The following is a 15,531-nucleotide window of genomic DNA, read 5'->3' as shown; positions in this document are numbered from 1 at the left end:
AGTTTGATTCGTTGATCCATGGGAGACTCTTGGTTCCAGGGCATGATCAGTTACCTCCTGATCATGCGTATTAACCTGTAAACCATGTCCCCGGTTAGATATGTAAACGATGTCCCCGGTTTGTACCCGGGCAAGCCCGCTCACTACAGTTTGTTGACCGTGCGTATTGGCTACAGGCTGATCGCCGCGCGCGATTGCGCATCGCAACCACACCCAAACGGAGACTTGTAGTGAGCGGGCTTGCCCCGCGCCGGGCGGCGAAGCCGCCCTAAAACCAGACACCTCAATCTCCCTGAAACACCGCATCGGTCTTATTGGGGCGGCTTCGCCGCCCAGCGCGGGCAAGCCCGCTCACTACAGGTCAGGCGGCGGTGGCTTGTTGTCCGGGAATGGCGGCAATCAGTTCGCGGGTGTAGTCGCTGGCAGGGTGGTTGAAGATGCGTTCCACCGAGCCTTGTTCCACCACCTTGCCGTTGCGCAGCACCAGCACTTCGTGGGCAAAGTTGGCCACCACCGACAAGTCGTGGGACACCAGTACGTAGGCGATGCCCATTTCCCGTTGCAGCTCTTCCAGCAGGTCGAGGATGTGCGCCTGCACCGACACGTCGAGGGCGCTGACCGGTTCGTCGAGCAGCAGCAGGTCCGGTTTCAATGCCAGGGCCCGGGCGATGGCGACCCGTTGGCATTGGCCGCCGGACAGTTCGCGGGGCAGGCGGTCCAGGTAGCTGGCCGGCAAGTGCACGCGGCTGATCAGTTCCCGCGCCGCCTGTTCCAGGGCCGGGCCCTTGAGCAGGCCGAACGATACCAGTGGTTCGATGAGGCTGTCGTACACGGTGAAGCGCGGGTCCAGCGCCGCAAACGGATTCTGCTGCACCAGTTGCAGGCGCTGGCGCAGCGGGCGGAATTCGCGCCAGCTGAGGGGGGTGACGTCCTGCTGTTCGAACCAGACCTGGCCCCGGGTCGGTTTTTCCAGGCCGAGGGCAATGCGCAGTGCGGTGCTTTTGCCCGAGCCGGATTCGCCGACGATCGCCAGCGTCTGGCCCGGGTATACCTCCAGGCTGAGGTCGTCCAGGGCGACGAAGGTCGACGCCTCGCCTTTGACCTTTGGCAGCGCGAAGGTCTTGCCGACGTGTTTGAGGCTGAGGATCGGCTCTTCCATCGGGTCAATCCGGATCAGCGGCGCACGCCGTTTGGCAAATGCCGGGGCGGCAGCAATCAGCGCCCGCGTGTAGTCATGCCGTGGCGCCGTGAGGATTTGCCGCGGTGCACCTTGCTCCACCAACTCACCCTGTTGCATCACCACAATCCGGTCTGCGCGGTCGGTGGCCACACCCAGGTCGTGGGTAATGATCAACAGCGAAATCCCGCGTTCGGCCACCAGGCGCTGCAAGTGATCGAGAATCTTGCGCTGCACCGTCACATCCAGGGCGCTGGTCGGTTCGTCGGCGATGATCAGGCGCGGATTGCCGGCCAACGCGATGGCGATCAGCACGCGTTGGCGCATGCCGCCGGAGAGTTCATGGGGGTATTGGCGCGCACGCAGCACCGGCTTGTCGATGCCAACGTGTTGCAGCAACTCGACAATGTCTGCATCGACCCCGGGATAACGTTTGCCCTTGGCCAGGACCAGCGCCTCGGCGATCTGCTGACCGACGCGCAGGGTAGGGTTGAGACTGACCATCGGGTCCTGGGGAACCAGCCCGACGGTGCGTCCGCGCACGCTGCGCTTGTGCCGTTCGCTGGCGTGGGTCAGGTCGTTGCCGTTCACCCACAGCTGGCCGGCGCTGATCTGCCCGTGTTCTGGCAACAGGCCGAGGATGGCGTTGGCCAGGGTCGATTTGCCGGAGCCGGACTCACCGACAATCGCCACCGTCTCACCGCTGGCGATGGTCAGTGACAGATCGCGTACGGCTTGAACGTGTTGCCCGCCGGAGCGGTAGCTGACACTCAGTTGGCGAACATCGACTAAAGCGCTCATCGCTGAATCTCCTCGAACGTGCGGGCAATATGGTTAAGGCTGAATACCACGGCCACCAGGAACAGGCCGGGCAGCAGTGACACCCACGGCGCGGTGATCAGAAAGTGCCGGCCGTTGGCAATCAACGTGCCCCATTCCGCTTCCGGGGGGACTGCGCCGAAGCCGAGGAAACTCAGCCCGGCCGTTGCGAGGATCGCCGCGCCGAAATCGAGTGTCGCCAGCACCGCCACCGGGCCCCAGGCGTTCGGCAGAATGTGCCGCAGCAAGGTGCGCCCCCAGCTCGCGCCACCGAGGCGCGCGGCTTCGACGTAGGGCAGGGTCTTGACCCGCAGCACCTCGGCGCGGGTGGTGCGGGCAAACCCCGGGATGATGCCGACGCCCACTGCGATGGCCACCGGCACCGTGCCGAAACCGATGGCGGTGACAATCGCCAGGGCGAGCAGCACCCCGGGGAGCGCCAATAACACATCGACAAAACGCATGATCACCGCATCGATCCGCCCGCCGGCAAAGCCCGACAGAATGCCCAGCCCCAGCCCGCCCACCAGCGCAATGCCGACGGCCAGCGACGCGGCCAACACCGACAGGCTCGCGCCAAAGACCACGCGGGTATACAAGTCGCGGCCCAGTTCATCGGTGCCGAACCAATGGGTCAGGTTGGGCGCGCGCAGCTTGTCGACGGGTGCTGTGGCGTAAGGGTCAAAGCCGGTCAACAACTGCGGCGCAACGGCCGCGACCAGCGCAAACACCACCAGCAACAGCGCCAGGGCGAACCCCGGCCGGCGCAGCAACGGCAGCACCACGGCGCCGGCGCGTTGCAGGCGGCTGCGGCGTCGCCACAGGGTAGGGCGGGAGCTGGCCGGGATCAGGTTCTGTTCAAGGATCGTCATGGTCTAGGACACCTTTGGCGTGTGGGAGATACGCGGGTCGAGCCACGGGTACAACAGGTCCACCAGCAGGTTGACCAGCACAAACGCGGCCGCCGACACCGCGACAATCCCCAGCACCACGGGAATGTCCTGGCGCAGCACCGCCTCTTGCGCCAGGCGGCCGATGCCGGAGCGGGCGAAGATGGTTTCCACCAGCACCGCGCCGGACACTGTATTGCCCACTTGCAAGCCAATCAGCGTGAGGATCGGCAGCGCCGCGTTCTTGAAGCCGTGGCGCGCTTGCACCTGGGCGCGGCTGAGGCCCTTGGCGTAGGCCGTGGCGATGTACGACTCCTTCCACACCCCCTGGAAACTGCGTTGCAGCACCTGGGCGTACACCGCGGCGCTCGGGATCGCCAGGGTGACTGCCGGCAATACGAGGCTTTCAAAACCCCGGCTGCCGGTGGCCGGAAACCAACCCAGGCCGAAGGCGAACACCTGGATCAGCAACAACCCCATCCAGAACACCGGCACCGAAAAACCCAGCGACGGCAGGCGCGTCAACGCCTGCTTCAGCGGTCGCCAGCGGATATAGGCGGTCAGATAAGCCAGGCCGATCCCTCCGAGCAACGACAGCACGATGGCCAGGCCGGCCAGGGACAGCGTCTGCGGTAAACGCTCCACCAGCAACTCCGCCACCGGACGGTTCAGCGACAGCGACTGGCCGAAGTCACCGCGCACCGCACCGGACAACAGGCTGAAATACTGCTCGAACACGCCCTTGTCCAAGCCGTAATAGGCTCGCGCCTTGGCCAGGTCTTGCGCCGACAGCGCGTCGGCCTGCATACCCGAGGCACTGAGCATCAGCGTCAGGGTGTCGCCCGGCAGCAGATACAGGATGAAGTAGGTGATGCTGTAGGCGCCCCATAACACCAGCAGCGCCTGGCCGACACGGCCGATCAGGTAGCGGCTCATGGTGTGCCGATCTCGATGTCACCCAGCAGCGCGAAGCCCTCGGCGGTCCAGCGGAAGTTTTTCACCTTGGCCGACGTCGCGGCCTGCCACACACGCTCGTATACCGGGAACGCCGAGCCCTCATCGATCAGCAGGTCTTGCAGCGCGCCGTAGGCCGCTGCGCGCTGCTGGCCCTGGGTGGCGGTGATGCCCGCGTCAAACAAGTCCTTGGCCCGCTCGAGTACCGGCGGCTCGAAAATGTTGGTGGCCACGGTCGCGCTGTTGGCGCTGCGCGGATCGAGGATGGTTTGCAGGATGATCGGGTCGGCGCGGGTCATGTAGTTGATGGTCAGGTCATAGTTGCCCGCCGAGTTGTTAGCCACCCATTCGGCGCGGGTAACCACGTTGAGTTTCACTTCGATGCCGACCTTGCGCAGTTGGTCCTGCAGCAACACATCGCCTGCGGTTTCCGCCGGGCTGATGTTGTAGCTCAGGCTCAGGCGCTTGCCGTTTTTCTGCCGATAGCCGTCGGCGCCCTTGGCCCAGCCCGCGCTGTCGAGCAAGCGTTCGGCGCCCGCCGGGTCATAGGCGAGCTTGTCGCCCTGGCTCTTGAAGTACGGCGTGGTCACATCAAAGATGCCGTCGACCACGGCGAACTCGGAGTTGTAGACGGTGCTCGCGTAGCTCTTGCGGTCGATGGCTTTCTGCACGGCCAGGCGCACTTGTTTGTCCTCCAGCACGCGGCCGCCACGGGTATTGGGGAACAGGTTCAGCGACGGCCCTGGCAGCGAACGGCTCTGGATGGTCGCGCCCTTGGACTGGAACAGTTTCAAGTCCACTTCGGAGAACGGGTTGCGCGGCCACAGGATGTCGGCCTTGCCTTGCACGAACAGGCCGTTGCGCACGCTTTCTTCGGGGATGTAGGTGACATCGACCGCGTCCAGGTGCGCTTCGCCCTGGTTTTTCATATTGGCCGAGGCCCAGGCGTAGCCTTTGCGTTTGGTCAAATGCGCGCCGACTTCCGGGGTGTAGCTCTGCAATACGAACGGCCCGGTGCCGATGATCTTGCCCAGGGAGCGTTCCTTGACGGTGAGCGCGTAGGAGGCGGGCGCGAGGATCGACAGGTTGGTGGTGGACGTGGCTTGCAGGAAGCCCGCGTTCGGTTTGTTGAGCACCAGCTTGACGGTGAAATCGTCGACCACTTCGGCATGGTCGTAGCCCGCCAGGTAGGTCGCGCCGAAGGTCGCCGGCAACTGGGTGGCCAGGGCCTTGTCGCTGTCGAAGGCGGTTTTCACGGCCTTGGCATCGAAGCGCTCGCCGTTGCTGAAGGTCACGCCTTCGCGCAAGTGGAAGGTGTAGGTCAGCGCGTCGTCACTGACCTCCCAGCTTTTGGCCAGCCACGGGATGATCTTGCCGGTTTCCGGGTCCTGGTCGGTCAGGGACTCGGCGATGTTGCGCAACAGCACCCGGTGCTCCAGCCAATAGACCTGGAACGGGTCGATGCTGACCAGGATGGTGTTGTCGCCAAAAAACGCGATGTTCAGGGTTTTGCTGGCCTGGGCCTGCTCACCCGAAGGTGAGCAGCCGGCGAGGGCCAGGGCGAGTGCGCAGGGGGCCAGCAGACGGCTCATCAAGTTGGCGGTATTCAATGGGTTGCCCTCATGTGGCGATTCAAGTGCATGCAAGGTGTGGATCAGAAGTCGTAGGCGAGCTTGGTGTACCAGTAGCCGCCGCCGGGGTAGAACGGCGGGTTGCCATAGGCGGCGAGGCCCAGGTTGCTGTACACCGCGTGTTTGTCGGGGCGCACGTCGAAGATGTTGGTGCCGCCGATGCTCAGGGTCAGGCTGTCGACGAAGGTGTAGCTGACGTCCAGGTCGGTGATCCACTTGGCGCCAAAGCTGCGGTCGCCGCTGGGGTTGACGGCCAGGGTCTTGACCGCGCCGTAGCGCGCGGTTTGCAGGTTCACCGCGAGGTCGTCGAGCTTCCAGTTGGCGCCGAGGATCCACTTGGTCTTGGGCGTGGCGTCGGTGAGGTCGCCGGCGCGGTCGCGGCCGACCAGGGTCACGCCGGTATTGGCCAGCGCGGCGGGGGTGTCGCGGCTGTCCTGGATAGTGGTTTTGTTCCAGTTGAACCCCAGGCTCCAGCGCACATCGCCCAGCGCATCCAACGGCGTGGTGTGGTCGGCAACGATGTCCAGGCCTTTGGTGCGGGTGTCGAAGGCGTTAGTGTAGTAGTTGACCCAGGTGCCGGACGGCACGCCCTGGGCGGTGAGGATGGCGTTGATCGCGCCGTTGCCACGGTCGTAGAGGTTGCTGGTCAGGGCGATGCGGTCGTCGATGTCGATCAGGTAGGCATCGGCGGTGATGCTGGTGCGTGGCGCGGGTTGCCAGGTCAGGCCGAGGCCCAGGTTGCGCGATTTTTCCGGCTTGAGGTCATCGCCGCCAAGGGCCTTGGCCAGGTTGCTGCCGGACGGGGTCAGGCGGGTGACGGCGGGCACCACGTTGCCATTGGCGTCCAGGGCTACGCGGTTGTCGGCCACGGTGTAGCCGATCTGGGTCAGCGATGGCGCGCGGAAACCGGTGCCGACGGTGCCGCGCACGGCCACGGTGTTGGTCAGTTCGTAGCGCGAGTTCACTTTCAGGCCGAAGGTGTTGCCCGAATCGTCATCGTAATGCTCGACGCGGCCGGCGACGTCGAGGAACCACTTGTCGGTCAGGTCAAAACCCAGGTCCAGGTAGCCGGCGTAGTTGTTGCGGATCAGGCTGACTTCATCTTCCGGGCGGATCGTCACCGCCGCCTGCGCACCCGACGCGGCCGGGTAGGTGCCGGTGATATACGCCTCGCGGTCGCCGGCGAAGGTGCTGAAATGCTCCCAACGGTGCTCCAGGCCGGCCGACACCTGCACCGGCGGGGTCAGGTTGAACAGGCTGTCGTAGCGCCGGGTGAAGTCGAGGTTGTTGACCCACTGCTCAAACCGGAAGGTTGCCAGGTTGTCGAATTTGGTCGGCGATGCGCTACCCAGGGATGGGTTGATATTCAGGTCGCTGGAGTGGTGCACATTGTTGCGCCCGTAGGTGGTGCTCAGGTCCCAGTTCCACTCGGCCAGCTCACCCTTGCCGCCAAACAGCAATTGATAGTCGCGGTCCTTGATGTTGTTCAGCGGGAAATAACCGTCGGGGAATACCTCCGGCACGGCGGCGGTGCCAGTGGGCAGGCGCAAGTAGTTGGCCGCTTCGGCGTCGCGTTCGCCGTAGGTGGAGAACGAGTACAGCGTAAGGTCTTCCAGGGGCAGTTCGGCGTTGTAGGCGAGGTTGAAGGCCTTGAGGTCGGGGTCGCCGTTCTTGATCGCTACGCGGTCCCAGGCGGCTTCCTTGGCCGGGTCGTTGAAGGCCCTGACGCTGCGGTCGGCCTTGTCGTTCCACGACGCGTTGCCGCGCTTGCGCGCGTCGGCGGACAGGTGGAAGAAGCCGCCTTCGCCGAGTTCGAAGCCCTGGTCACCGGCGACCTTGATGGTCTCGCCCTGGCCGGAAAACAGCTGGCCGTAACTGGTTTCGAGGTGGCCGCCGCTTTTGCTGTTCTTGAGGATGATATTGATCACGCCCGCCACGGCATCCGAGCCGTACTGGGCGGCAGCGCTGTCTTTGAGCACTTCGATATGGTCCACGGCACTGACCGGGATCAGGTCGATGTCCACCGCGTTTGCGCCGCTGTTGTCGATGGAACCGCGCTGGCCGGTGGCGCCGTTGTGGCGACGTTTGCCGTTGACCAGCACCAGGGTGTACGCCGGGCCCAGGCTGCGGTTGCTCAACGGCCGCGTCACCGAGTTGTAGCCGGCGATATTGGTGCCGAAGTTGAACGACGGCAGCAATTTGGCGATTGCCTCGGACAGTTCCGCACGGCCGGTCTTGAGCAGTTGGTCGCTGTTGATCACGTCAATCGGTGCCGGGCTGTCAGCCACGGTACGTTGCTGACCGCGCAGGCCGGTGGAGATCACGGTGACGGTGTCGAGCTTGGCGTCTTCGCTCGCGGTTTCGGCGAACGACGGCGCAGTCGCCAGCAGCAGCGAGCTGGTGAGCAAGGACAGGTGGAACTTCTTCAGAGGGGCGGCAGAGGCGATGTCGGGCATGTCAGTGGTAGTCCATTGAGTCTGGCACTGGCCCTTGGTGTGGGTACAGCTTCAAAAGCGGGGTAGGGAAGTCGTCTAGTGTTTTGAAGATATTCCTATAAAAAACCTGAGTGAAATTCTTTTTTGGAATAAGCTAATTATTATAAATTGGCATCTCCCGGTAAATTAAGATCATCTATTTTTATGATATTGACCGTCTGGCCGATAAAACCGGCCGCGGTCTGTATGGCCGTGTGCCTCGCAGAACCTGCCCGCACGCCAGCCCCCACGCTTTTTACCGCCCGCCCAGAACCACCCGCCGTCTCGCGTCTATTCACGTCATCGGCCTTTACGGGATTCAAGCCCGGCAAAAATCAACATCCCCACCACCATCGCCAGCGTGAATACAACCACCTGCCACCGCCCTGTCAGCAGCAATGCCAGGGCGGGTCCGGGGCACAGGCCGGCAATCGCCCAGCCCATGCCAAACAGCAGGCTGCCCAGTACCAGTCTTCGATCGATTTTCCGGTTAGTCGGCATTTGGAAGGGCGCCCCCAGCAGTGACACCTGAAGACGCCTGGCGAAGTAGAACGGCACGCTGCTGACAGCCAGGGCGCCCGCCATGACCAACGCCAGGGACGGGTCCCAGTCGCCGGCCAGGTCAAGGAAGTCCAACACTTTCGCCGGGTTGGTCATGCCGCTGAGATGCAGCCCGAGGCCAAAGAGCAAACCGGCAACCAATGCAGCTAATTTGCGCATGTTCAGGCTCCGATCAGATGGCGAATGGCATAAACGCAGGCAAACCCGCTGCCCATGAAGCAGCAAACGGCGACCAGCGAGCGCGGCGACAGGCGGGACAGCCCACAAATGCCATGCCCGCTGGTACACCCGGCGCCATACCGCGTGCCGATCCCGACCAACAGCCCAGCGGCGACCAACGCGTAGCCACTGGCCTGGAATGACGATTCGGGCAACTGCGCAACGAGTGACCACACCCAGGGTGAGATCAGCAGGCCGACCACAAACAGCCCTTTCTCTGCGCGGCCGTCGCCACCCTTGCTCAACAGGCTGCCCAGCAGGCCGCTGATACCGGCAATACGACCGTTGAGCAGGATGAACAGGCCTGCCGACAGGCCGATCAGTGCGCCGCCGAGCAGCGATGTCCAGGGGGTGAAGTGAATCGAGAGGCTCATGTCGAGTGCTACCTGAATCTAAAGTGATGAGCCGTATCGATAGCACAATTTGTCAGATGGGCATCGCGAAACCTTGCCGGTGCATGTCTTTTATTTCATATCCCTGGCCTGCACCCACAACACGGCGTCCTGGGAAAGCGGTTTGCCTTTATGGGTTTTGGTACTGCCGATGTTAAGTGCGGCAATACCCCACCAACCCGCCCGGGGCAGGCCGATGGTCAGCACGCCCTGGGCGTCTGTGTAGGTGCTCTGGGCCTTGAATGAGGCTTGCGGTGCCGTGACGTAGTCTTGCTCGCCGAAGGCGTTGTTCGCGATGTCGACGCTGTGGTTGAGGTATTCGATTTCGACTTCGGCAAACGGCACGGGCTTGCCGTCGGCCAAGACCACGGCGCGGAACACGCCACCTGTCCAGTTTGCATAGGGCTTGCTCAGCGGCTGGATCTCCACGGGCAAGCCCTGGGGTTCTGACCAGTTGCCGGGTACGCCACCTACGTTGACGATCAGCTTGGTGAACTGCTGGATATACACGTCCTCTTCCGATTCCAGGTAGGGCTCGGGTTCCAGCACAAATACGTGGTCACCCAGCGAACGCACCAGCTCGCGGGGAATCGAGGCGCGATAAGCGGTGGTCCGGTTGTCGCGACTCTGCCATTGCACCGGGCGCAGGTAGTGGCGCAAGTCGATTTTTTCGCCACCGTGGGCGCTGATGTGGCTGAACGCGCGGGGTTTTTCCATCACCATGGTCGGGCCGCCGGAGAACGGGTGCGTAAACACCAGCGCAAACTCCAGATTCTGCGCACGCGTCAGTGCGGTGTCTTCCACGTAGAGCATCTGGAAATGCGCCTGGGCCACGCCAGTCAAGCCACTGAACACAGTAACGGCAAGGGCTTGGAGCAGTTGTCGGGTTGGGATCTGCATGCTCGGTTTCACCTTGTGATGTCGGAGGACTGAAGCGTGGCGTCATGGGCGTCGCCGCCGAGGAACACCACGGAGTAGTTTTCGGCGGGCGCCTGGAACGTAAAGGTGTTGTCCTGGCCGATGCTGCCTTCGAGCAACACCTTGTCTCTCGCGTCCCGGACCTGGACTTTTCTGCCCAGGGCCGAGCTGCCGTCCGTATAACCTGCCTCGCATTTCACCCGGTCATCGCGCTCGATGTAGCAGTCGAATACGGGGGCATGGGCGAGGGCGAACTGGCAGAACAGCACGCTGCCTGCGATCAGCAGTTGTGGGAATTTCATGGGGTTTGGTCTCCACCCTCGAAAGTGATCATGGGTGCGCTGCGAAGGCCGCCAGCAACGCGTTCAGGTTTGAAACTACAAGGGCGTCGTAGCTGTTGGCCGGGTCGGCGAGCATGCCCGGGTTGCCCGTGTCGAGGATCAGCAGGTGTGCGCCTGCGTCCTCGATGGCCTGGACGATCCGGGCGTCCGGCGCCCATTTGTGGACCACCACGCGAATCTCACGCTCGCGCAGATAACGGGTCAGTGCCGTGCGGTCGGCGTCGCTCCAGTCAATGTCCTGCCGGACGAACCAACCGTCGACATAGATGCCGAACTCGCCGAACAGATAGATGAACTCATTGGCCAGTGACAGCACGCGCAGGTCCGGGATTTGCACCAGTCGGGCGCCATACTCGGCCTTGAGCGCACGCAAACGGCCTTCGAGTGCCGCCAGGTTGCGTGTGATGCGGGGCGCATCTGCAGGGGACAGGCGCGCCAGGTCTGCGGCGATAATCGCCGACATGCGCATGGCGTTGACCGGCCCGAGCCAGGCATAGGGCGACTGGCCGCCATCGGCCTCCTGGGGGGCTGCCCACGGTACGTCATTCGATGGCACGCGGGTCACGGCGACGCCGGGCTTGATGCTGTCCCAGGAGTGTGCGGCATCGATCTCGACGATCCGCAGGTTGTGGCGCCGGGCGGCGGCATAAAGCGGGTCTGCCCGCCACAGGCTGCCCAGGGTGACCACGGCGACGGCCCGTTGGAACACCCCGGCGTCCAGGCGCGACAGTGCGTTGGCCTGGCTTTCCATGGGCACTGCGGCCGCTTGTGGCACGCGCACGACCTCGATTGCCGTGCCGTCGCTGAGCGCCGAGGTGAGTGCATACACGGCCGGCAGTGCGACCAGCACCTGTTGGCGGCCGGCATCGGCGCCGGCGACCAGTGAGTTACCCAGCAACAGCGCCAGTATCATCCCCATGCAACGCCTGTTCATACGCTTGCCCCTCTGAAACGCGACGCGCAGGCGCGAATGACCACGGTGACCAGGAACACCAGTGCCGCCACGATCACGATGGCGCCTCCGGTCGGCACCGGAATGTGCAATTGCATGGGCACCAGGATGCCGACCACGCAGGAAAATGTGGCGATCAGCACGGCGCGGGCGACCAGCCCCGGCAGTGAATGGCTGATGTTGCGCGCCGCGGCCGCCGGTATCAGCAGCAAGGCTTCGACGAGTACGGCGCCGATGATTTTCAGGCAGGCCACCGTCACCAGGGTGACCAGCACCACGAACAGGTACTCGACGCTGCGCACCGGCACGCCACGCGCATGGGCCAGGCTCGGATTGAGACTGGCGAGCAGCATGCCGTTGTACGCCGGCAGGCCGAAAAGCGCACAGGTGGCCGTGACCACCAGCAGCACATTCATATCGGTGTGGTCTACCGCCAGGATCGAGCCAAACAGCACGCTCTCCATCACGTGGGTGTTGATCTTGGCCGACACGAACAGCAGCAATGAGGCGCCGACCGCCAGCGAGATGGACAGGAACACTCCGATCAGCGTGTCGTTGGCCAGCGTGGTGCGGTGTTGTGTGTACTTCAACGTCAGCGCGAACAGCAGGCAGAACCCGAACATCGAAAAGTATGGCGAGGTATAGGACTCGCCGATCAGTACGCCGATCGCCACGCCAGTCATCGCCGCATTGCCCACGGACTGGCTGAAAAACGCCATGCGCTTGATCATCACCATCGAGCCCAGCACCCCTAGCAGGGGGCCGATCAGCAGTGCGCAAAGCAGCGCGTTGATCACGAATTCGTATTCGAACGGCTGTGGCAGCAGGCCGTTGGCGGCGAGCGCCTGCAGTTGGTTGCGAATGAAATCGTACAGGGCGTTCATTGCAGGTGCTCCCAATGGTCGCAGCTGCCATGGAACAACAGGCGTTGATTGATCACCGTGACCGATTGCGCAACGCGCTTGACCTGTTCCAGGTCGTGGTTGATCCAGAGAATGGTGACGCCCTGGGCGTGCAGTTCGCTGACCAACTCCTCCACCAGGCGCACACCGGGTTCGTCGATCCCGGCCGTGGGCTCGTCGAGGATCAGCAGCCGCGGCAGCGGGCTGATCGCCTGGGCCAACAGCACGCGCTGGCGTTCGCCTCCAGACAGGCTGCCAAAGGGCTTGGCGCCCATTGCGCCTACCCCGGTGCGCTGCAAGGCCGCGTCGCTGCTTGCCCTGGCTGCGCGGGATGCGCCGAGAAAGGCCGGCCGACGCTGGCCGAGCAGGGCCATGACGTCGTTGACGGTCATTGGCACGTGGCGGTCGAAATCCGGCAATTGCGGTACATAGCCCATGGGCGTGGTGATCTCGCCCTCCAACCGCACGGTGCCCGAGTGCGGCATCTGGCCCAGCAGGGCACGTACCAGCGAGGTCTTGCCACCGCCGTTGGGACCGACCAGGCAATGCAGGGCCCCGGCCTCGATCCGGAAGTTCACGGCGTCCAGCACTGGGGCACCGCCCAGTTGCAATGAGACGTTGTCGAATACCACGGCAGGTCCACGCATTGCTGATTGCTCCTTCATTGCTGGGTGAACTCGACGGCTTCGGCCAGGGTCTCGAGGTTTTCGGCCATGGCCACCTCGAACTCGTCCGCGCTGTAGGTGCTGCCAGTGATATGCGACAGCGCAAACACCTTCACGCCGGTGGCAGCTTCGATGGGTTTGGCCAGGTCGAGGGAGAAGTTCTTCTCGGCAAACAGCACACGCACATGGGCGTTCTTGATCGCCTCGATGGTATTGGCCAACTGGCGTGCCGTCGGCGCAACGCCATGGCGCGGTTCAATCACCGCGCTGACAAACAGGCCGAATTCCTGCATCAGGTAGTCGTAGCCGGCGTGCGTGGTGGCACAGCGAAAGCCGGACAGGTCCAGTGCGGCAAAACGCGTCATGAAACGCGCGCGCAGTTCGCGGATACGCGTGGCGTACGCCAGGGCGTTGTGGCGGTACGTCACGGCGTTGGCCGGGTCCAGCTCCCCCAGTTTGCGGGCGATCTCGAACACCTGTTGTATCGCTGCGGTCGTGGAGACAAAGGTATGCGGGTTGACCACCTTGACGCCGCCCTGGTCGCCCCCCACCGGAATCAGCGCGACCGAGGCATTGGCCTGGATGATCGGTAGCGTCTGCGTACGGCCGGCCGCCTTGACGATCTGGAAGGCCCATTCATCGTGGCCGATGCCGTTGACCACCAGCGCATCGAGGCTCATCGCCCGGGTGATGTCGTCGGGCTGCGGCTGGTAGTTGTGGGGGTTCGCCTCTGCCGGGATCAGCGGCACCACGTCCGCGCGGTCACCGACGATATTCGCCACGAAACTGTAGTAGGGGTGCAGCGTGACGCCGATCTTGAGTTTCTTGCCTGCGTCCGGCGCGGCGCCTGCCAGGGCCACCAGCGGAATCAGCGCGAGCAGCGCCATGCAGCCGCGCCACAGGGCGCGCAGTGAGGTGGAGGCAGTCATGGCTGAGTTCCTTTTACGCGTTCGACTTCGCTGGCGCCGTCGTAAGGGATGACCTGGCGCCAGCCGGCGCCGACCAGCGACTCGGGCTTGACGATGCCAGGGTAGGGCGCATTCGGGTCGCGGTGGACCCAGATCGTCGCCTGGTTCGCCCACATGACTCCCGCATGTGCATGCCCGATGACCAGCAGGTACGCACTCTGCCCCGGCGCTCGGCCGGCAGAACCGTAATACACGGTGGCGCCCTGGCCCTGGGTGGCCTGCGATACGCTGCTGACAGTCGGGGTGGCCGGTGCGTCGGCAGCGGCCGATGGGTCATGGGCCTGGTGGGTGCCGGGCAGGATCAGTTGCCAGTGCACTTCGCCGTTGGTTTTCCAGAAACCGTCACGGTAGAACGGCGGCAGCAACAGCTTCTGCGCATGTTCCAGGGTGATCCAGCCTCCGGTGTCGTTGTTGTTCCAGATGATTTCTTCACCGGCGGGCAACAGCGCGCTGTGAATGGCCTGGTCGGCGGCGCCCAAGCCATCGAAGGAACGCACCTGCCAGCTCAAGGGCACGGGCGGGCCGACGCGCTCGGGGCGAAACATCACGTAGCCGAGCACGCCAGCGGTGACGGCCAGGGTCGCCAACAGCAGGCCCAGCGACTCCCATCGACCGGAGGCGGGGCGCACCACCTGGGTTGCAGCGCTCGCGCCGGCCATCAGAGAAACGCAATCCAGCGGCCAAGGAAAATCACCCCGGCCCACAACGCCAGGGAGCTGGCGCCCGCGACCCGCGCCTGGCTGGGCGGTGGCAACGTGGTGTCCCATTCACCGATACGGCGAAACGCGCCCAGGTGGAACACCGCCATGTTGAGCCCTGCCAGCACCAGCAGGCCCATCTTCCACAGGAAGGCGGTGTTCTGCACATAGGTGGTGCCATTGGCGCAGAACATCAGCAGGCCGGTGATCACGCACACCGCGAATGCGACCCACGTGAACGGCAGCAAGTCATTGATCAGCCGCAGCGCGCTGCGCCGATGGGCCGTCACGCCAAGCAGACGCAGGTCGACCACGGCGATGGTGCCGTAGACGATGGCGATGCCGATCACATGCAGCGATTCCAACAGCGGAAAGGCCGAGCCCGACTCGCGGATGAAGGTGGCGACGGCGGTGTCCTGGAGGGTTTGCAGCAACACTTGAATATCCATGGCGGTTACCTGAAGGCGTGGGTTGAAAACGCTTAGATCGTGTAGGCGATCCAGCGACCGCAGATGATCACGACGCACCACAAGCCGATCGACAGCCAGGCCAATGCCTTGATCGGGCGCGGATCGCCGTTGTCGGGGGCGCGTAGCAGCGGGCGGCGCAGCCACAGCGTCAGGCCGAACGCCGTCACCACCAGGGCCATCTTCAGCCAGAACGTGGTGTTGACCAGGACCCGGTCGGGCTCGGCGATGATCATGAGCAAGCCGGTCATGAGCAGCACGATGAGTGCGTTGCGCATCCACGGGTAATAGCGGCGAACCACGCCGCGCATGGGTTCGTCGCTGGCCAGCACGCCAGCCAGGCGCAGGTCGGAAACGAGCGCCGAACCGAACAGCACGGTGATGGCGATGATATGAATGCTCTGCACCGTGGGAATGACCCAGAGAATGTCGCGGATGGCGGTGCTCAGGGGCGATGCATAGATCCAGGCAATGATGAGTGACGATGACATCGGCGTTCCTTC

Annotated in this window: 16 protein-coding genes; all 16 read right to left on the bottom strand. The window is 63.8% G+C overall.

The annotated features are described in order from the left end of the window. Positions 1-361 precede the first annotated feature (361 nt). Entirely contained in the window at positions 362-1,978 is a 1,617-nt protein-coding gene (locus IB241_RS25815; RefSeq protein WP_192301005.1) for a dipeptide ABC transporter ATP-binding protein, read from the bottom strand. Then, a complete protein-coding gene (locus IB241_RS25810) occupies positions 1,975-2,868 on the bottom strand; it encodes an ABC transporter permease (protein WP_192301004.1) in 894 nt (297 codons plus the stop codon). Before IB241_RS25810 ends, IB241_RS25815 begins: the two co-directional genes overlap by 4 nt. Before the next feature lie 3 nt (positions 2,869-2,871). Then, positions 2,872-3,822: an ABC transporter permease gene (locus tag IB241_RS25805; protein ID WP_192301003.1), complete on the bottom strand. Its 951-nt coding sequence runs from the start codon at positions 3,820-3,822 to the stop codon at positions 2,872-2,874. After that, positions 3,819-5,432 carry an ABC transporter substrate-binding protein gene (locus IB241_RS25800; protein ID WP_192301009.1) on the bottom strand — a complete coding sequence of 538 codons (1,614 nt, stop codon included), beginning with the start codon at positions 5,430-5,432 and terminating at the stop codon, positions 3,819-3,821. The genes IB241_RS25805 and IB241_RS25800 overlap by 4 nt, the downstream gene beginning before the upstream one ends. Positions 5,433-5,494: 62 nt before the next feature. Next, on the bottom strand, positions 5,495-7,927 hold the full coding sequence (locus tag IB241_RS25795; RefSeq protein ID WP_192301002.1) for a TonB-dependent receptor plug domain-containing protein: 2,433 nt from the start codon (positions 7,925-7,927) through the stop codon (positions 5,495-5,497). Positions 7,928-8,245: 318 nt separating this feature from the next. Continuing rightward, complete coding sequence (locus IB241_RS25790; RefSeq protein WP_192301001.1) at positions 8,246-8,665, bottom strand: DUF6691 family protein; 420 nt, start codon at positions 8,663-8,665, stop codon at positions 8,246-8,248. A 2-nt stretch (positions 8,666-8,667) separates the two neighbouring features. Further along, positions 8,668-9,099: a YeeE/YedE family protein gene (locus tag IB241_RS25785; RefSeq protein WP_192301000.1), complete on the bottom strand. Its 432-nt coding sequence runs from the start codon at positions 9,097-9,099 to the stop codon at positions 8,668-8,670. 90 nt (positions 9,100-9,189) lie between these two features. After that, on the bottom strand, positions 9,190-10,017 hold the full coding sequence (locus tag IB241_RS25780) for a DUF4198 domain-containing protein (RefSeq protein ID WP_225595733.1): 828 nt from the start codon (positions 10,015-10,017) through the stop codon (positions 9,190-9,192). Positions 10,018-10,025: 8 nt separating this feature from the next. Continuing rightward, entirely contained in the window at positions 10,026-10,337 is a 312-nt protein-coding gene (locus IB241_RS25775) for a hypothetical protein (protein WP_192300999.1), read from the bottom strand. A gap of 28 nt (positions 10,338-10,365) precedes the next feature. Next, positions 10,366-11,310, bottom strand: coding sequence for a metal ABC transporter substrate-binding protein (locus tag IB241_RS25770; RefSeq protein WP_225595732.1), 945 nt, complete (start codon positions 11,308-11,310; stop codon positions 10,366-10,368). Continuing rightward, positions 11,307-12,212: a metal ABC transporter permease gene (locus IB241_RS25765; protein ID WP_192300998.1), complete on the bottom strand. Its 906-nt coding sequence runs from the start codon at positions 12,210-12,212 to the stop codon at positions 11,307-11,309. The genes IB241_RS25770 and IB241_RS25765 overlap by 4 nt, the downstream gene beginning before the upstream one ends. After that, on the bottom strand, positions 12,209-12,877 hold the full coding sequence (locus tag IB241_RS25760) for a metal ABC transporter ATP-binding protein (protein ID WP_225595731.1): 669 nt from the start codon (positions 12,875-12,877) through the stop codon (positions 12,209-12,211). Before IB241_RS25760 ends, IB241_RS25765 begins: the two co-directional genes overlap by 4 nt. 14 nt (positions 12,878-12,891) lie before the next feature. Then, positions 12,892-13,824, bottom strand: a complete 933-nt coding sequence (locus IB241_RS25755; protein WP_192300996.1) for a metal ABC transporter solute-binding protein, Zn/Mn family — start codon at positions 13,822-13,824, stop codon at positions 12,892-12,894. Beyond that, positions 13,821-14,522 (bottom strand): DUF6162 family protein, encoded by a 702-nt coding sequence (locus IB241_RS25750; RefSeq protein WP_192300995.1) that lies wholly within the window; start codon positions 14,520-14,522, stop codon positions 13,821-13,823. Before IB241_RS25750 ends, IB241_RS25755 begins: the two co-directional genes overlap by 4 nt. Beyond that, positions 14,522-15,010: a DUF6644 family protein gene (locus IB241_RS25745; protein WP_192300994.1), complete on the bottom strand. Its 489-nt coding sequence runs from the start codon at positions 15,008-15,010 to the stop codon at positions 14,522-14,524. The genes IB241_RS25750 and IB241_RS25745 overlap by 1 nt, the downstream gene beginning before the upstream one ends. A gap of 32 nt (positions 15,011-15,042) precedes the next feature. Then, a complete protein-coding gene (locus IB241_RS25740; RefSeq protein WP_192300993.1) occupies positions 15,043-15,519 on the bottom strand; it encodes a DUF6644 family protein in 477 nt (158 codons plus the stop codon). Positions 15,520-15,531: the final 12 nt, after the last annotated feature.

The sequence above is a fragment of the Pseudomonas sp. PDM05 genome (assembly GCF_014851685.1).
GTDB lineage: Bacteria > Pseudomonadota > Gammaproteobacteria > Pseudomonadales > Pseudomonadaceae > Aquipseudomonas.
This window is presented reverse-complemented; position numbering and strand designations above follow the sequence as displayed.